The sequence below is a fragment of the Streptomyces sp. PsTaAH-124 genome (assembly GCF_000373685.1).
Classification (GTDB): domain Bacteria; phylum Actinomycetota; class Actinomycetes; order Streptomycetales; family Streptomycetaceae; genus Streptomyces; species Streptomyces andamanensis.
In genome coordinates, this window is the sequence record NZ_KB892206.1 from 274399 (window position 1) to 292062 (window position 17664).

At 72.3% G+C, this 17664-nt stretch carries 17 protein-coding genes; 10 read left to right on the top strand and 7 right to left on the bottom strand.

What is annotated here, in order from left to right; genetic code table 11:
* The 4 genes from B086_RS0133125 to B086_RS0133140 all read right to left on the bottom strand — a co-directional run bounded on the left by B086_RS0133125 (position 1) and on the right by B086_RS0133140 (position 4560).
* On the bottom strand, positions 1–966 hold the full coding sequence (locus tag B086_RS0133125; RefSeq protein WP_018570738.1) for an SCO2522 family protein: 966 nt from the start codon (positions 964–966) through the stop codon (positions 1–3).
* On the bottom strand, positions 963–1880 hold the full coding sequence (locus B086_RS0133130) for an SCO2523 family variant P-loop protein (protein WP_018570739.1): 918 nt from the start codon (positions 1878–1880) through the stop codon (positions 963–965). The genes B086_RS0133125 and B086_RS0133130 overlap by 4 nt, the downstream gene beginning before the upstream one ends.
* Positions 1881–1883: 3 nt before the next feature.
* On the bottom strand, positions 1884–3728 hold the full coding sequence (locus B086_RS0133135; RefSeq protein ID WP_018570740.1) for an SCO2524 family protein: 1845 nt from the start codon (positions 3726–3728) through the stop codon (positions 1884–1886).
* 82 nt (positions 3729–3810) lie between these two features.
* The gene (locus tag B086_RS0133140) at positions 3811–4560 is read right to left on the bottom strand and encodes an SCO2525 family SAM-dependent methyltransferase (protein WP_018570741.1); all 750 of its coding nucleotides are present in this window, start codon (positions 4558–4560) and stop codon (positions 3811–3813) included.
* A gap of 326 nt (positions 4561–4886) precedes the next feature.
* On the opposite strand from B086_RS0133140, the gene B086_RS0133145 reads away from it, so the two are divergent.
* Positions 4887–5429: a GNAT family N-acetyltransferase gene (locus B086_RS0133145; protein WP_018570742.1), complete on the top strand. Its 543-nt coding sequence runs from the start codon at positions 4887–4889 to the stop codon at positions 5427–5429.
* Here the strand turns inward: B086_RS0133145 and B086_RS0133150 are convergent.
* Positions 5413–5913, bottom strand: coding sequence for a protein-tyrosine phosphatase family protein (locus B086_RS0133150; protein ID WP_018570743.1), 501 nt, complete (start codon positions 5911–5913; stop codon positions 5413–5415). The genes B086_RS0133145 and B086_RS0133150 overlap by 17 nt on opposite strands.
* A gap of 86 nt (positions 5914–5999) precedes the next feature.
* On the opposite strand from B086_RS0133150, the gene B086_RS0133155 reads away from it, so the two are divergent.
* Positions 6000–6929, top strand: a complete 930-nt coding sequence (locus B086_RS0133155) for a dihydrodipicolinate synthase family protein (protein WP_018570744.1) — start codon at positions 6000–6002, stop codon at positions 6927–6929.
* A gap of 223 nt (positions 6930–7152) precedes the next feature.
* On the opposite strand, the gene B086_RS0133160 is transcribed toward B086_RS0133155, so the two are convergent.
* Together B086_RS0133160 and leuA are read right to left on the bottom strand one after the other, a co-directional pair.
* Complete coding sequence (locus B086_RS0133160) at positions 7153–7854, bottom strand: TerB family tellurite resistance protein (RefSeq protein WP_026253023.1); 702 nt, start codon at positions 7852–7854, stop codon at positions 7153–7155.
* Positions 7855–8036: 182 nt separating this feature from the next.
* On the bottom strand, positions 8037–9758 hold the full coding sequence (leuA, locus tag B086_RS0133165) for a 2-isopropylmalate synthase (RefSeq protein ID WP_018570746.1): 1722 nt from the start codon (positions 9756–9758) through the stop codon (positions 8037–8039).
* Positions 9759–10126: 368 nt separating this feature from the next.
* On the opposite strand from leuA, the gene B086_RS0133170 reads away from it, so the two are divergent.
* From B086_RS0133170 to B086_RS0133205, 8 genes are all read left to right on the top strand, one after another.
* Positions 10127–11197, top strand: a complete 1071-nt coding sequence (locus tag B086_RS0133170) for a M4 family metallopeptidase (RefSeq protein ID WP_018570747.1) — start codon at positions 10127–10129, stop codon at positions 11195–11197.
* 21 nt (positions 11198–11218) lie between these two features.
* Positions 11219–11485, top strand: a complete 267-nt coding sequence (locus B086_RS0133175; RefSeq protein WP_018570748.1) for a protealysin inhibitor emfourin — start codon at positions 11219–11221, stop codon at positions 11483–11485.
* Positions 11486–11554: 69 nt separating this feature from the next.
* A complete protein-coding gene (locus B086_RS0133180) occupies positions 11555–12886 on the top strand; it encodes a GH1 family beta-glucosidase (RefSeq protein WP_018570749.1) in 1332 nt (443 codons plus the stop codon).
* A gap of 215 nt (positions 12887–13101) precedes the next feature.
* A complete protein-coding gene (locus B086_RS0133185) occupies positions 13102–14256 on the top strand; it encodes an MFS transporter (RefSeq protein ID WP_018570750.1) in 1155 nt (384 codons plus the stop codon).
* Positions 14257–14400: 144 nt separating this feature from the next.
* Positions 14401–15492: a PhoH family protein gene (locus tag B086_RS0133190; RefSeq protein ID WP_078509943.1), complete on the top strand. Its 1092-nt coding sequence runs from the start codon at positions 14401–14403 to the stop codon at positions 15490–15492.
* A gap of 12 nt (positions 15493–15504) precedes the next feature.
* Positions 15505–16002, top strand: a complete 498-nt coding sequence (ybeY, locus tag B086_RS0133195) for an rRNA maturation RNase YbeY (protein WP_018570752.1) — start codon at positions 15505–15507, stop codon at positions 16000–16002.
* Positions 16003–16008: 6 nt separating this feature from the next.
* Positions 16009–17307 (top strand): hemolysin family protein, encoded by a 1299-nt coding sequence (locus B086_RS0133200; protein ID WP_018570753.1) that lies wholly within the window; start codon positions 16009–16011, stop codon positions 17305–17307.
* The gene (locus B086_RS0133205; protein WP_018570754.1) at positions 17304–17663 is read left to right on the top strand and encodes an MmcQ/YjbR family DNA-binding protein; all 360 of its coding nucleotides are present in this window, start codon (positions 17304–17306) and stop codon (positions 17661–17663) included. The genes B086_RS0133200 and B086_RS0133205 overlap by 4 nt, the downstream gene beginning before the upstream one ends.
* Position 17664 lies beyond the last annotated feature (1 nt).

The following is a 17664-nucleotide window of genomic DNA, read 5'->3' on the forward strand; positions in this document are numbered from 1 at the left end:
TCAGGGCCCCGCGTAGAACACGTAGGAGACCCGGTCGGCCACCGAGTCCGGGACGGTCACCCGCTCGCGGGCGGACCGCTCGGCCACCTGGTCGAGCGCCCCCCGGTCCACGTCGGTCTGGTCGAGCACCACCCGCACGGCGTGCTCGACGGGCAGGAACCGGCTGGGCAGCACCGAGCAGGTGCGGTAGGCGGCGAACGGGTCGGCGCGCTCGTTCAGGCGCAGCAGCGGCGGCAGGTCGTCCCAGTCGTCGGGGAAGCCCGCGCCGGACGGCCGGTGCGGGTCGAAGACGGGCGCGCCCTCGTGGCGCAGCAGTCCGAGGCGGCCGAGCTGCCAGACGGCGGCCAGGAACGGGCAGGACCAGGTGCGCCGCCCGTCGGCGTCGTCGCTCCACAGCTCGGCGTCAAGGAAGACGGAGTGGCGGCGGGCCGCGGTCTCCCGGGGCGGCTGCCAGGCGGCGGCGGTCTTCATCGCCTGCGGGGCGCGGGCGGCGGGGCTGCGCTCGCCGTTGGCGAGCCAGCCGGTCTGCGCGGCGGGCGGCCGGGCGCCGTGGCTGCCCGGCGCGGGCTCCTCCACCAGCCGGGCGGCCACGGCCTGGGCGACGGGCACCTCGCCGGTGTCGGCGCAGCCGGACTCGCGGGCCAGGTAGTCGACGGCCAGCCCGGCCCGTTCGGCCTCGGCTAGCAGCAGCGGGACGAGTTCGGCGGGGCTGGAGAAGCGGGTGAAGTAGTCGTCGATGAGGAAGCAGGTGCTGATCCGGGGGCGCCGGCCGCCGGTGCGGGCCGCCGCGGCGGCGCGGGCCGCCTCCGCCCAGGGCCGCACCTGCTCGAAGTGGTCCCGCAGCCGCTGCGGACCGGCCTCGAAGTCCTCCATGTAGAGGTGGCCCAGTTCGAGGGACAGGTGGGACAGGGGCACCGCCTGGGTGCGCGGCTCGGCCGCGGTCTCGCGGAACACGGCCTCCGTCACAGCTGCCCCCAGTACATGTCGTCCGTCAGCCGCCGGGCCAGCTCCTCCAGCGCCTCCAGGGTCTCCTTGTTGGCGATCTGGGTGGAGAGCACGTCCTCCTCGGTGATGAGCTGTTCGCGCCACTGGAGGATCGGTTCCAGCGGGACGATGCCGACGACGACGCTGTCCCCGATGCGGTGCTCGGCGGCGAGCCTGCGCAGTGTCTCGTCGCAGGCCTGCATCCAGGCGGCCTGGGCGGACGAGCCGTGCGACCACAGCGGCGACTCGGGATCCGGTACGGCGGCCCGTACGAAGCGGATCGCGGCCCGCAGCGCCTGCTCGTCGTGGCCGCGGGCCACACCGCCCTTGATGATGCCGTGTTCCTTGTGGACCAGCCCGGAGGCGGCGATCACGTGCTGCCGGGTCCAGCGGTGGAAGACCAGCCAGCGGAAGGGAACGTTGCGCATCCTGGGGTGGGCGGTGGCCGCGAGGGCCAGGTCGACGGCGTAGCTGCGGCCCGCGCTGAGGTCGACGACGATCACGTCGAACTCGGTGTTCAGCCGCAGCAGCAGGTCGACGCACCGCTCCAGGGTCTCCTCGCCGGTGGCGAACTCGCCGCCGCCCGCGTCACCGGGCAGCAGGACCAGCCGGCCGGACTGGTTGGGGCGGGCCCGCAGCAGCGGGTGCTCGGTCTGCCGCCAGACGTCGATCCTGGCGGGCTCGGCGGTCTCGCCCTCCAGGTAGGAGTGCAGGCCGCGCTCCTTGATGCCGCGCATGGCGCCCGGCACGTCGAAGACGGCGGCGGCGGTCGGCGAGCCGAAGTCGAAGTCCACGTAGGCCACATGGTCGCCGCTGAGGGCGCGCTGGTAGGCCAGGTTGGCGCTGGTCACCGAGCGGCCGGTGCCTCCCTTGTCGGAGGCGGCGAAGACGAGCACGGCTCACACCTCCTGGGTGGCGGCGCCCCTGGCCTGGGCCAGGGTGTCGAGTTCCTGGAGGACGGGCAGGGCGAGCGCGAAGGCGGTGGCGGGCCGGTCGTCGAGCAGGCTGCGGGCGTGTTCGAGGCGGCTCTCGATGCTCCGCATGGTCCGGCCCCGGCCGCTGTCGGTGCCGGTGGCGGCCTCCAGCTGCTCCTGGCCGAACAGATGGGTGGCCTCACTGAGCAGTTCCCGGGCGAGCTGGGCGAGTTCGGGGCTGCGGATGGGCTGCTGCTCGTACAGGTTGCGGGCGGCCACCAGGCACTCGACGATGCGCTCGGTGATGCTCCAGGACATGCGCGGGGGCGTCCCGCGCGCGTCCGGGTAGACGGTCCGTACGTCGTCCCAGAGGTCGATGCCCGTGCCGTCCTGGATCCGCCGGTTCCACAGGTGCTCGAAGGTCTGCTCGGCCAGGCGCAGCAGGCGGTCCTGCGCGTCGATGTTCCGGGACAGCTCGGCGAGCTGCACGATCCGTTTGAGGAGCTGGGCGGAGAAGTCGGTCATCCGCCACAGGAGCAGTCCGCCGGAGCGGTCGGAACCGGCGAGCGGCATGGTGACGCCGGGGTGGTGCAGGCCGATGGCGGGGTCGTTGCGGGTCATCCGGCTGGTGACGCGGCCGCGGTCGGCCAGGCGTTCCATGATGGCGACCGTGCGGGTCAGGTCGTCGTCGGTGGCCTTCCGGCGGACCAGGTCGTGGACGAGGATGGCGGCGACGGTCAGGGAGAAGTACTCGGACTCCAGCCGCAGGCCGGTGGTCTGCCAGGGCAGGTCCTCCAGGGGCCAGCGCTCGCTGCCGAAGCGGGCGACGGCGGACCAGTACTGCTGGCTCAGCTCCCAGCGCAGGCGCAGCGCCTCGGAGAGCTTCTGCTGGTCGGCGTCGAGCAGTCCGAGGGTGAGGGTGCGCTCGGAGAACAGGTCCTGGATGCCGTCGAGCGCGACCACGGTGAAGTACACGTAGGGCAGCCGGTCGGCGATGCCGTCGGGCTGGCCGGGGACCTGGACGTCCAGGTCGGTGACGCGCGGCGCGTCCCGCACCACGCCCCAGGCCCAGCCGCACTCGAAGAGCTGGCTCTCGTCGCGGATGCTCTCGTCGACCTGGATGCCGCGGGTGAGGCTCTCGATGATGGTGGCGCGCAGCGGCCGGAAGCGGCGGGAGAACTGCTGGAGGACGGCCCGGTCGGACTGGCGGTTCTGCCCGATGACCCGGATCAGCCGCTTGCCCTGCTCGGACTCGGCGTCGAAGACGTTGACCGTGAAGGAGCGCAGCAGGCTGATCATCGCGGCGGTCAGCCGGGCGTTGGTGGCGTCACGCAGTTCGTCGACGGCCCGGCGGACCTCGGGGCGGGTCGTGGTGGTCTCGTAGACCTTGAGGAAGCCGAGGGTGGCCAGGCAGAGCGTGACGGACATGGAGTAGGAGTCGACCACCCCCAGCTGCTCCTGGTCGTGGGTGAGTTCGCCGCCGGCCTCGGCCGGTTTGAAGTAGTGGCCGCCGGCGAAGGTGGGGCTGTCGTCGGCTCCGGTGTGGGTGCGCATGAACTGGGTCAGCGCGGTGATCAGGTTGAGCGGGATCTCCAGGCGGCTGCCGACCCGCTCCACGGCGCGCAGGACGTCCCGCTCGGTGGTGTCGGGCTGGTCGACGCGGAACGCGGGGACCTCGGTGGCGGGATACAGCAGGCACAGCAGGCGCTCGGCGTCCGCGACACTGCTCATCCCGTCGGTGTCGCCCGTGAGGAGCTTGCCGTCCTCGAACGACTGCCGGGCCGTGGCCCGCCAGATGTCCAGCAGATGCTGCCGTGGCTTGATCTGCATCCCCGTACCCCTCGAACAGATCCCGTTGTCCTGTGCCGTCGCCCGTGCCGGCGCCCCTCACGCCCAGACATGGTCCCCGTTCCTACGGAGCGGCAATCTCCTCTTTGCGCCGTCCCAGGGCGAGGATCATGCCCTCGTGTCCCGGCCGCACCACGTGGTGCAGATCGTGGAGCTCCAGCTCGGCGGTGAACGGCTCCAGGGCCTGCCTGGCCCGCTCCTCGTTGACCCGGTAGGCCGGATAACGGTGCTCGCCCACGCGGTAGCCGACCGACTCCTTCATGAACGCCACGGCGAACGGCGCCCCGTCCGCGAGCGCCTCCATGAAGCAGCGCACGCCCCGCTGGAACTCCTCGGGGCACTCGGACATCGAGTCGGCGACAAAGAACATCGTCCCGATGTCCCAGCGGCGCCGCCCGTCGAGGTCGAACAGGTTGGCCCGTTCCACCCGGACGATCTCGCCGACCCGGCTGTGCGGGTCGACGCCGCGGTAGGCAGGGGCCTCGGTGAGCACGTCCCAGAAGGCGTCCCACTCCGTACCCAGGCCCCCGGGAGCGGTCTGCCGCTTGAGGTACTCGATGTTCGGCGGCGCGTACTCCAGCAGGAGGACCTTCTCGCACCACGGCAGCATGGACAGCGCGGGGTACAGGTTGGCGCCCGCGCCGACGTCGACGCCCCGCGCGAGGGCGGGCGCGGAGCCGGCGAAGCAGCGGCTGAAGTAGTCGCGCAGCAGGCGCACGATGTGGAGGTCGGCCTCCAGCGGCGTGCGGTAGTTGTTGTCGACGTACACCTCAGGATCGAACTTCGACCACGGGGCGTCAGCGTTGCGATCCATAGTCACCCTGCCGCGTTCCATTTCCCTGCCTGCCGATCCGTGTGCGCGAGCCCGCTGGACACCGGCAGCCCGAGGCGGCGGACCTCGTCCCCCGCACCGTAGACCCGCCCCGAACACGCCGGTCCCTCACCGCGGGACGCGTCCGGTGCACCCCGGCGCACGTCAGCACATCCGGGCGCACACCCCAACTGACCCTTGCAGTACGGAACTTGGAGGCTCCACTGTGGCAGAACGAGCAGCCGGCCGCCACATCCGGGCCTCAGTCCTTCGGGTGAGCGCGCCTGCTTCCGCCGGATTGACATCCGCATGTCCCGACTGGGGGTGGCATGACCGCCGAACCGCTGGAGCATTTCCTCGACCGCCACGAGCAGCTCACCGCACCGTTCCCGGCCTCGCTGCCACTCGTCCTGCGCCGGGTGCACGAGTCCGACCTGCCCGAACTGCAACGGCTGGACGCGGAGGTCTTCCACGAGGTCGCGTACCCCGGTTTTCTGCTGCGCCAGCTCTACGACATGTACGCGGAGCACTTCCTCGTCCTGGACGACGGGACGGGCCGGCTGCGCGGCTATGTGCTGGCGGGCACGACGGCGCTCGGCCGCGACAGCTGGATCCTCGGCCTGGGCGTGACCCACGACCGGCGCCGCAACGGGCTGGGCCGGGAGCTGATGACGGCGGTCCTGGACCGGCTGCGCCGCGCCGGGATCGAGCAGGTCCGGCTCACCGTCGAGCCCACCAACCGGGCCGCGATACTCCTCTACCGCTCGCTGGGCTTCGATCCCGAGGAACCCGACGGGGGCCTGCGCCCGGACTACTTCGGCCCCGGGATGCACCGGCGGATACTGCGCCTCGACCTCACCCGGGGCCGCTGAGCGGCCCGGCCGTGCGCGGCGGCGCGAAGTCCCGCACATAACGCTCCTGCCAGGGCGTCTCCACAGCACGCCGGTCGTAGTGCGCGCGCACATAGCCGACCGCGTCCCCGGGAGGTACGCCGTCCAGCACGGACAGGCAGGCCAGAGCGGTGCCGGTGCGGCCCAGGCCGCCGGCGCAGGCGAACTCGACGCGCTCGGTGGCCGTACGCCGCCAGGCACGGGTGAACAGCTCGCGGGCCGCCTCCGGGTCGGCGGGCAGCCGGAAGTCGGGCCAGCGCAGCCAGTGGGACTCCCAGGGGAAGCCGGGCGGCGGGCTGCCGAGCAGATAGACGCCGCAGGTGGGGGCGGGGGCGGCCGGGTCGAGGGGGCGGCTGAGGCCCCGGCCGCGCACCAGGCGGCCGGACGGGAGGCGCAGGACGCCGGGGGCGTCCTCGTCCCAGAGGGGCACGGACCGCCCGCCGGGCGGCGCGGACTGCTCGTTCACGGGCGCGGCGCTCCCCTCGGACGTGTGGTGGCGCGGCGACGATACAAGGCAGTTGTCGTCGACCGCCACCGCTCCCGGGAGCCCGTATGACCTTCCCCGCGTTCCCCGCGCCGCTGACCGGTGTCGTCCCGCCCGTGTGCACGCCGCTGACGCCGGAGGGCGAGGTGGACGTGGGGTCGCTGCTGCGGCTGGTCGACCATCTGGTGGCGGGCGGGGTGCACGGGCTGTTCGTGCTCGGGACGGCCTCGGAGGCGGCGTTCCTGACGGACCGGCAGCGCAGGCAGGTGGTGGAGGCGGTCGCCGGGCACGTGGGGGCGGGGCTGCCGGTGCTGGCGGGCGCGGTCGACATGACCACGGCGCGGGTGCTCGACCAGGTGGCCGCGGTCGCGGCGGCGGGCGCGCGGGCCGTGGTGGTGACCGCGCCCTTCTACGCGGCCGCCCGCCCGGCGGAGGTCGCCCGCCACTACCGCCGCGTCGCCGCCGCGAGCCCGGTCCCGGTGCTGGCCCACGACATCCCCGCCGCGGTGCACACCAAGCTGCCCGCCGCTCTCGTGCTGGAGCTGGCCGGGGAAGGGGTCCTGGCCGGGCTGAAGGACTCCAGCGGGGAGCTAGACGGCTTCCGGGAGGTCGCCGCCGGGGTGCGCGCGGATTCCCGTACGGCCGGGTTCAGCGTGCTGACCGGCTCCGAGCGGCTGGTCGACGTGGCGCTGGCACTGGGCGCCGACGGCGCGGTGCCGGGGCTCGCCAATGTCGACCCGCACGGCTTCGTACGCCTCTACCGCCTCGCGCGCGCCGGTGACGCGCAGGGGGCGCGGGCCGAGCAGGAGCGGCTGTGCGCGCTGTTCGCCCTCACCCGGACCGGCGGCCCGGGACCCGCGGCACCCGGCCCCTTGAAGGCGGCCCTGCACCTGCGCGGAATCATCGCCTGCCCGGCCACCGCAGGGCCACAGCTCCCGCTGACGGAACGGGAGGTGTCACACGTACGCGACCACCTCGCGGCGGCGGGACTGCTGTAGGGCCCGGGGCGGGGGCCGGGGTGCGCGGGGCGGGCGGTGGCGGGGGCCGGGTCTTGGCGGGGGCCGGGGGGCAGCGGACGGGCAGCATCCCGACCCCGCCGGGGCAGGTTCGGGACAGCGGCCGGGGTCTGCCGGGAGCGTTGGCCGGGACGGCGTCCGGGACGGGCCGAGGGCCGAGGGTCAGCGGCCGGGAAAGCATCCCGACCCCGGTGGGGGCCGGTGGTCAGGACGGGGTGCGGGCCGCCGCTGCCAGCAGGCGGCCGATGTCGTCCGCGCAGATGGTGAGGGCCGCGCCCACCGTGGCGAGGACGTCGCGCTCGGCGGGGGTGTAGGGGCCGTCGGCCAGGGCGATGCGGGCGGCCTGGAGCAGGACCGCCTCGCGGCCCGCCGGGGCGAGGTGCGGGGCCAGCGGGTCCAGGGCCTCGTGCAGCTCTATGGTCAGCCCGGGGGCGCACGGCTGGTCCTCGTAGACCCGCCCGGTGTCCGCGGCCAGCGCGTCGACCAGGGCGGCGAGCTGCTCCTCGGTGCACTCGGCGAAACCGGCGGCGCGCACCGCGGCGGCGGCCGTCTCCAGCACCGTACGCGAGGAGGTGCCGCCCGCGGAGAGCACCGCGAGGGCGACGGTGTGCACGGCGTCGCGCAGCATCGCGGAGAAGCGGGTGGTGGTCGGGTGGTCCAGGGCGTCCGTGCCGAAGCGGCCGGTGCAGGCGGCGCACTCCACGACCGGTCCGGCCGCGCCGCGCGGCAGCAGCGGCACCCCGAGGACGGTGAACCGGCGCCGGCCGGTGAGCCGCTGGTAGTTGCGGTCACCGCCGCAGCCGGGGCAGAAGAACTCGCCGTCGCCCACGGGTGTCCAGGCGGTACGGGTGCCCAGTATGCGGGCAAGCCTGACGGCACGGCCGTTTCGTCCCCGTACTGGCAGCACGTCGCACCTCCGTAACCACGCGGCAACATCGCCACGTGGGCGTGATGTTAGCCACATCGGTGAGGCTGAGTCAGTACCCGGGACGAGACCTTTCCGTGACCTGGCCGGTAAACGACGGCAAAAATCCAGGCCCCGGCTGCCTCGATGGGCGGCCGGGGCCGGGAAAACGCCGGTCAGGGTGGTCAGCGGGCGGCTCGGTTGACGGCGGAGACGACCGCCTTCAGCGACGCACGTGTCGTGTTCGCGTCGATGCCGATCCCCCACAGGACCTTGTCCTCGATCGCGCATTCGATGTAGGAGGCGGCCTGCGCGGAGGCGCCCTCGCTCATCGTGTGCTCCTGGTAGTCCAGCAGGCGTACGTCGATGCCGATGGACTGGAGGGCGTCGAAGAACGCGGAGATCGGGCCGTTGCCGGAGCCGGTCAGCACGGTGTCCTCGCCGTCCACCTGGGCCTCCACCGTCAGGCTGTCCACGCCGTCGGTGTCGGTGGTCGACTGGCCCGTCTTGACCTGGATGCGGCCCCAGGGGTTGTCCGGGTTGGGCAGGTACTCGTCCTGGAAGACGGACCAGATGTCCTTCGGCGTGACCTCGCCGCCCTCGGCGTCGGTCTTCGCCTGGATGATCTTCGAGAACTCGATCTGCATCCGGCGGGGCAGGTCCAGCTTGTGGTCGTTCTTCAGGACGTAGGCGATGCCGCCCTTGCCGGACTGCGAGTTGACGCGGATGACCGCCTCGTAGGAGCGGCCGACGTCCTTCGGGTCGATCGGCAGATAGGGCACCGCCCACTCGATGTCGTCGACCGTGACGCCCTTGGCCCGCGCGTCGGCCTCCATGGCGTCGAAGCCCTTCTTGATGGCGTCCTGGTGGGAGCCGGAGAAGGACGTGTAGACCAGGTCGCCCACGTACGGGTGGCGCGGGTGGACCTCCATCTGGTTGCAGTACTCCCACGTACGGCGGATCTCGTCGATGTCGGAGAAGTCGATCTGCGGGTCGACACCCTGCGAGAACAGGTTCATGCCCAGGGTGACCAGGTCGACGTTGCCGGTGCGCTCGCCCTGGCCGAACAGGCAGCCCTCGACGCGGTCGGCGCCGGCCATGACCGCCAGCTCGGCCGCGGCCACCGCCGTGCCGCGGTCGTTGTGCGGGTGGACGGACAGGCAGACGTGCTCGCGCCGGGAGAGGTTGCGGTGCATCCACTCGAAGCGGTCCGCGTGCGTGGAAGGTGCCGAACGCTCCACGGTGGCCGGCAGGTTGAGGATGATCTCGCGGCCCGGTCCCGGCTGGTAGACGTCCATCACCGCCTCGCAGACCTCCAGCGCGAAGTCCAGCTCGGTGTCGGTGAAGATCTCGGGGCTGTACTGGTACCCGAATTCCGTCTCCGGGCCGAGCAGCTTCTCGGCGTACTCCATCACCAGACGGGTGCCGTCGACGGCGATCTGCTTGATGTCGTCCTTGGAGCCGCGGAAGACGACCCGGCGGAAGACCGGCGCGGTGGCGTTGTACAGGTGGACGGTGGCGCGGCGGGCGCCCTTCAGGGACTCCACGGTCCGCTCGATCAGGTCCTCGCGGGCCTGGGTCAGCACGGAGATCGTGACGTCGTCCGGGATCGCGCCCTCCTCCTCGATGATGGAGCGCACGAAGTCGAAGTCGGTCTGGCCGGAGGCCGGGAAGCCGACCTCGATCTCCTTGTAGCCCAGCTTGACCAGCAGGTCGAACATGGCGCGCTTGCGCGCGGGCGACATCGGGTCGATCAGGGCCTGGTTGCCGTCGCGCAGATCGGTGGAGAGCCAGCGGGGGGCGGCGGTGATGCGCTGCTCGGGCCAGGTGCGGTCGGGGATGTCGACCTGCTCGTACTGGCCGTACTTGCGGACCGGCATGGAACTGGACTGCTGGCGGTTGACCATGGTGGCGTGGGGCTCCTCGGGAGGTCCGCGGGTGACGCGGAGGCCGGTGGGGCGGCCGACGGCGCAACGCCAGACTCCGCGGGGAGGGGGTCGGCCTCGACTACAGGCCCTCGCCGCGGCAGCTAAGGAGAAGCAGCCCGAAACGCATGGTGCTGTGCAGCCTAGCCGAGCCGCGTCGGATGTGTGGACCCGTCCAGTATGCGAAACGAGACCCGCGAAAGGGAGCAAAAGGTACAAAGAGTGCGCGTCGTCACACCGCGCAGCCATCCCTACCCTTCGCGACCGCCGAAGGAACGCCTTGCCCCGATTTTTCACCAATCAAGGTTGCAGGTAGTGACTTTGACATCACGCAGTGCGATGGTCGACGTATGACCACCCACGGGGGCCAAGAGCCCGTCTTCTGCACCATCGTCCCGCCCCACGTCCTCGACCGGCTCGCCCGGAACGAGGACCCCGCGCTGTCCGGCCCGGCCCGCCGCAGCCTCCAGCGCGACGCCATGGAACGCACCCGCAGGCGCCTGACCACCGTCGTCGGCGCCACCGCCGTCGCCCCGCCCGCCGGCAAGCAGGCCGAGCAGCCGCACCGCACGATCTACGACGCCCACCACCGCACCGACCTGCCCGGCACCAAGGTCCGCGGCGAGGGCCGGCAGCCCGGCAAGGACGCCACCGTCAACCGCGCCTACTCCGGCCTCGGCGCCACCTTCGAGCTGTATCTGAAGGCGTACGGCCGCGACTCCATCGACGGCAGCGGCCTGCCGCTGGACGCGACCGTGCACTACGACGAGAAGTACAACAACGCCTTCTGGAACGGCGAGCAGATGGTGTTCGGCGACGGCGACGGCGAGATCTTCCTCGACTTCACCATCCCGGTCGACGTCATCGGCCACGAGCTGACCCACGGCGTCACCCAGCACACCGCCAACCTGGCCTACTTCGGCCAGTCCGGCGCGCTCAACGAGTCGGTCTCCGACGTCTTCGGCTCGCTGATCAAGCAGTACACGCTCGGGCAGAGCGCGAGCGAGGCCGACTGGCTGATCGGCGCCGGGCTGCTCGCCCCGCGCGTCACCGGCACCGCGCTGCGCTCCATGAAGGCGCCCGGCACCGCCTACGACGACGACGTGCTCGGCAAGGACCCGCAGCCCGCCACCATGGACGACTACGTCCACACCGGCAGCGACAACGGCGGCGTGCACATCAACTCCGGCATCCCCAACCACGCCTTCTACCTGGTCGCCACCGCCCTCGGCGGGCACGCCTGGGAGAAGGCCGGACAGGTCTGGTACGACGCGCTGACCGGCGGCAAGCTCAAGGAGGACGCGGACTTCGCGGCCTTCGCCACCCTCACCGTGCAGACCGCCCGCGAGCGGTACGGCGCGGGGGACGTGCTCCAGGCCGTCCAGAAGGGCTGGGAGCAGGTGGGGGTGCGGACGCTCTGAATCCGTACTAGACACTGACCCATGCGTATTCAGGTACGGCGCACGGGCGGCTTCGCGGGCATCGAGCGGCACGCCGAGGTGGACACCTCGCAGCGGCCCGATGCCCCCGAGTGGCGGTCCCTGGCCGAGAAGGCCCTCGCCGCGAGCCAGGGCACCCCGCCCGCCGGGGTCCCGGACGGCTTCCACTACGAGATCACGGTCGACGGGCACACGGTCCACGCCGCCGACCCGCGGCTCACCGACGACCAGCGCGAGCTGATCACCAGAGTGCTGAAGGAAGGCGCGTAGCCGGGGCCCGCAAGCCCTTTCCGTGCACGGGCGTTGACTTCCGTTACCGCCGGTACGGATGATCCGCGCATGGCGACTGACGCAGGCACCCCAGGCACCTCGGCCGGGCCGCTCCCCCGGTTCCCGGACGGCTTCCTGTGGGGGGTGTCCACCTCGGCGCACCAGATCGAGGGAGCGGCGGACGCCCGGGAGCCGTCCGTGTGGGACGTGTTCTCCGCCGAGGCCGGCCGGATCAAGGACGGCTCCACGGCGGCGGTGGCCTGCGACCACTACCACCGGCACACCGAGGACGTCGCCCTGCTGGCCGGGCTCGGCGTCGGCGCCTACCGCTTCTCGGTGTCCTGGCCCCGGGTGAACTCCCCCGGCGGCCTCGGCTTCTACGACCGGCTCGTCGACGAGCTGTGCGCGGCCGGGGTGCGCCCCGTCCCGACGCTCTTCCACTGGGACCTGCCCGCCGGTCTGGACTGGCTGGAGCGCGACACGGCGGAGCACTTCGCGGAGTACGTGACGGTGGTCGCCGATCGCCTCGGCGACCGCGTCGGCAAGTGGATCACCCTCAACGAACCCGCCGAACACACCCTCCTCGGCCATGCGCTGGGGGTGCACGCGCCGGGCAGGCAGCTCCTGTTCGACGCCCTGCCCGCCGCCCACCACCAGCTCCTCGCGCACGGTCTGGCCGTACGGGCGCTGCGCGCGGCCGGGGCGGCGGACATCGGCATCGCCAACTCGCACGCCCCGACCTGGCCCGCCTCGCGCGAGGCCGCGGACGTGGAGGCGGCGGACTTCTACGACATGCTGCTCAACCGCCTGTTCGCCGAGCCGCTGCTGCTGGGCCGCTACCCGGAGGGCGTCGGCGAGCTGATGCCCGGCGACGTCGAGGCCGACCTCGAAGTGATCGCGGAGCCGCTGGACTGGTACGGCGTCAACTACTACGCCCCGGCCCGGGTGGGCGCCCCGCAGGGCACCGACGTGGAGGTCGGCGGGATCGCGCTGCCCGCCGGACTGCCCTTCACCGTCCGTCAGATCGAGGACCGCCCGGTCACCGACTTCGGCTGGCCGGTGGTCCCCGAGGGCCTGACCGAGCTGCTGACCGGCTTCCGCGAGCGCTACCGCGACCGCCTCCCGCCGCTCGTCATCACCGAGAACGGCTGCTCCTACGAGGGCCTGGACGACCAGGACCGCATCGCCTACCTGGACGCTCATCTGCGGGCCCTGCACCGGGCGATGACGGCGGGCGTGGACGTACGCGGCTACTTCGTGTGGTCCCTGCTGGACAACTGGGAGTGGGCGGAGGGCTACGCCCGGCGCTTCGGCCTCGTCCACGTCGACTACGCGACCCTGGAACGCACCCCGAAGTCCTCCTACCACTGGTACCGCGGCCTGCTCAGCGCCCAGAGATGACCCGCCCCCGCCGACCGCCGCGCCCACCGGATCCACCGGGTCCACCGCGCCCACCGGGTCCACAGGATCCGGCGGAACCGGCGGATCCGCCGGGCCCGTCCGCGGACCCGGGCGGGCTCGCAGCGCCCGCCGGGCCCGACCCGCTCGCCGAACCCGTCCGGCCGGTCGGGCGGGGCTGGACGGCCGCGCTCTCGCTGGCCAACGGCGCGATCTGGGTGGGCTGGTACGGGCCGCTCCAGATCCTGCTCGCCGCCCAGGCGCGGGACTTCGCGCCCGGCACCGGCCTGTCCAAGGAATCGCTGCTGGCCTGGGTGACGGGCGCCGGGGCGGTGGTGTCGCTGGTGGCCAACCCGCTGTTCGGGGCACTGTCGGACCGGACGACGGCCCGCTGGGGCCGCCGCTCGCCGTGGATCGCGGCCGGGGCGGTGGGCGGCGCGCTGTCGCTGCTGCTGCTGGCGGGCGCGCACGGCGTGGCCGCGATGACGGCCGGCTGGTGCCTGGTCCAGCTCACGCTGAACGCGGCCTTCGCGGCGGTGACGGCGGCCGTGCCGGACCGGGTGCCGCGCGCGCAGCGCGGAGCGGTGGGCGGCTGGCTGGGAGCGGCGCAGATCCTCGGGGTGGTCGGCGGGACGGGCCTCGCGACGCTGGCCGGGGGCACCGGGGCCGGGTACGCGGCCTGCGCGGTGTTCACGGCGGTGGGCGTGCTGCCGTATCTCCTCGGCTTCCGGGACCTGCGGCTCCCGGCGGCACGCCGCCCGCCCTGGTCCTGGCGGGGCTTCTGGGGCGGCTTCCTGCTCAGCCCGCGCCGCCACCCGGACCTCGGCTGGGCCTGGCTGACCCGCTTCCTGATCAACCTCAGCAACTCCCTGGTGCTGCTCTACCTCCTCTACTACCTGCGCGACCGCGTCGGCTACGCCGATCCCGAGCGGGGCGTCCTCGTCCTGACGGCGGTGAACGGGATCACCCTGCTGGCCACGGTGGTGGCGGGCGGGGTGTGGTCGGACCGGACCGGCCGCCGCAAGCCGTTCGTGGTCTGGTCGGGCGTGCTCATGGCGGTGGCCACGGCCGCGCTGGCGGCGTGGCAGACCTGGCCGGGCGCGCTCGTGGCGGCGGCCGTCCTCGGCGTCGGCTTCGGCGTCTTCACCTCGGTCGACTTCGCCCTGATGACCGACGTGCTGCCCACCGCCCTGGACCGCGGCAAGGACCTCGGCGTCATCAACGTCGCCAACGCCCTCCCCCAGGTCGCGGCCCCGGCGCTGGCCGCGCCGATCGTGACGTACCTCGGCGGCTACCGCGTCCTCTACCTGGTCGCGGCCGCGATCGGGCTGGCCGGGGCGGTGCTGGTGGGCCGGATCCGGGGCGTGGACTGATCCGGGGCGTGGACGGATCCGGGCCGTCGGCCGGGGAAAAGCCCTACGGGCTTGTCGCTCCCCCGTCGTACCCTGGGAAGCGCGAGGCCGCCGTCAGCTGTGCGGCCGTGACGAGGAGGAAAAGCAGGCGTCGAGCGCCGGCCCATGACTCAGACACCCGCAGCCAAGACCCCCGCGCAGGGGCAGGCGAGAGCACAGTTCACCGTCCCCGCCCAGCACCCCATGGTGACCGTGCTGGGTTCCGGCGACTCCCTCCTGCGCGTGATCGAGAAGGCCTTCCCGGGGGCCGACATCCACGTCCGGGGCAATGAGATCAGCGCGGTGGGCGACACAGCGGACGTGGCCCTGATACAGCGCGTGTTCGACGAGATGATGCTCGTGCTCCGCACCGGGCAGCCGATGACGGAGGACGCAGTGGAACGCTCGATCGCCATGCTCAAGGCGAGCGGGAACGGCGAGGGCGACGGCCAGGAGACCCCGGCCGAGGTGCTGACGCAGAACATCCTGTCCTCGCGCGGGCGCACCATCCGCCCCAAGACGCTCAACCAGAAGCGCTACGTCGACGCCATCGACAAGCACACCATCGTCTTCGGCATCGGCCCCGCCGGTACCGGCAAGACCTATCTGGCGATGGCCAAGGCGGTGCAGGCCCTCCAGTCCAAGCAGGTCAACCGCATCATCCTGACCCGCCCCGCGGTCGAGGCCGGCGAGCGCCTCGGCTTCCTGCCGGGCACGCTCTACGAGAAGATCGACCCCTATCTACGCCCGCTCTACGACGCGCTGCACGACATGATCGACCCGGACTCGATCCCCCGCCTGATGGCCGCGGGCACGATCGAGGTGGCCCCGCTGGCGTACATGCGCGGCAGGACCCTGAACGACGCCTTCATCATCCTGGACGAGGCGCAGAACACCAGCCCCGAGCAGATGAAGATGTTCCTCACCCGGCTCGGCTTCGACTCGAAGATCGTGATCACGGGTGACGTCACCCAGGTGGACCTGCCGAGCGGGACCAAGTCGGGTCTGCGGCAGGTGCAGGACATCCTGGAGGGCGTCGAGGACGTCCACTTCTCCCGGCTGTCGTCGCAGGACGTCGTACGGCACAAGCTGGTGGGCCGTATCGTCGACGCGTACGAGAAGTACGACAGCACGCACGGCACCGAGAACGGGGGCGTGTCCAAGGGCGGCCGGTCCCGGTCCGCCGCCGGGCACGGCCACGGGCACAAGGGGAAGTAGACCAGCACGACCATGTCGATCGACGTCAACAACGAGTCCGGAACCGAGGTCGACGAGCAGGCGATCCTCGACATCGCCCGCTACGCGCTCGCGCGGATGCGCATCCACCCGCTCTCCGAACTGTCGGTGATCGTCGTGGACGCCGACGCCATGGAGCAGCTGCACATCCAGTGGATGGACCTGCCGGGTCCGACGGATGTCATGTCCTTCCCGATGGACGAGCTGCGTCCGCCGGGCAAGGACGACGAGGAGCCCCCGCAGGGCCTCCTCGGTGACATCGTGCTGTGCCCCGAGGTCGCCGCCCGGCAGGGCGCCGAGGCGGAGACGAAGCACTCCATGGACGAGGAGCTGCACCTGCTCACCGTCCACGGGGTGCTGCATCTGCTGGGCTACGACCACGAGGAGCCGGACGAGAAGGCCGAGATGTTCGGCCTCCAGGCGGCGATCGTGGACGGCTGGCGTGCCGAGCGGGGCCTGGAGGGTCCCTCTCCGGCGCCGACCGTCTCGTAACCGCCGATGAGTCCGCAGATCGTCGTCGGCGCCGTCGCCCTGGTCGTCGTCGCCTGGCTCGCCGCCTGCGCGGAGGCGGGCCTCGCGCGCGTCTCCAGCTTCCGCGCCGACGAGGCCGTGAAGTCCGGCCGCCGGGGCGGCGCCAAGCTCGCCCAGGTCGCCGCCGACCCGACCCGCTATCTGAACGTGGCCCTGCTGGTCCGCGTCGCCTGCGAGATGGCGGCGGCGGCCCTGGTCACCTATGTCTGCCTGGACGCGTTCTCCGGGACCGGTGAGGCCCTGGTGGTCGCGATCGCCGTCATGGTCCTGGTGTCCTACGTCGCCGTCGGGGTCTCCCCGCGCACCATCGGCCGGCAGCATCCGCTGAACACGGCCACCGTGGCGGCGTACGTCCTGGTCCCGCTCGCCCGGATCATGGGCCCGATCCCCTCGCTGCTGATCCTCATCGGCAACGCGCTCACGCCGGGCAAGGGCTTCCGGCGCGGCCCGTTCGCCTCGGAGGCGGAGCTGCGGGCGCTGGTCGACCTGGCCGAGCAGGAGTCCCTGATCGAGGACGACGAGCGCCGCATGGTGCACTCCGTCTTCGAGCTCGGGGACACGCTGGTGCGGGAGGTGATGGTGCCGCGCACCGACCTCGTCGTCATCGAGCGGTACAAGACCATCCGCCAGGCCCTCACGCTGGCGCTGCGCTCCGGTTTCTCGCGTATCCCGGTCACCGGGGAGAGCGAGGACGACGTCGTCGGCATCGTCTATCTGAAGGACCTGGTCCGCCGCACCCACATCACCCGGGAGGCGGAGAACGAGCTGGTGTCCACGGCGATGCGCCCGGCGGTGTTCGTACCGGACACCAAGAACGCCGGTGACCTGCTGCGCGAGATGCAGAAGGAGCGCAACCACGTCGCGGTCGTCATCGACGAGTACGGCGGCACGGCCGGGATCGTCACCATCGAGGACATCCTGGAGGAGATCGTCGGCGAGATCACCGACGAGTACGACCGGGAGCTGCCTCCGGTGGAGGACCTCGGCGAGGGCCGCCACCGGGTCACCGCCCGCCTCGACATCACCGATCTGGGCGAGCTGTACGGCCTGGAGGAGTACGACGACGAGGACGTGGAGACGGTCGGCGGGCTGCTCGCCAAGGCGCTGGGCCGGGTTCCCATCGCGGGTGCCTCGGCGCCGGTCGAGCTGCCCGACGGGCGGACGCTGCGGCTGACCGCGGAGTCCGCGGCGGGCCGCCGGAACAAGATCGTGACGGTGCTGGTGGAGCCGGTGGGCGGCCCCGGGGACGGAGCGGAGAGCGGATGACGCCCCAGGAGCTGCGCGCCCTGTGCCTGTCCTTCAACGCCACCGTGGAGGACTTCCCCTTCACCCCGGAGACCTCGGTCTTCAAGGTGCGGGGCAAGCTCTTCGCGCTGACGGCGCTGGACGCGCGGCCCCTGACCGTCAACCTCAAGTGCGATCCCGAGGACGCGGTGCGGCTGCGCGGCGAGCACCCGGGGCTGGTCGTCCCGGGCTGGCACATGAACAAGCGGCACTGGAACACGGTCACGGTCGACGGACGGCTCCCGGACCGGCTGGTCCGGGAGCTGGTCGAGGATTCGTACGACCTGGTGGTGGCCGGTCTGCCGCGTGCCGAGCGGCTCCGCCTCGACCGGCCCTGAG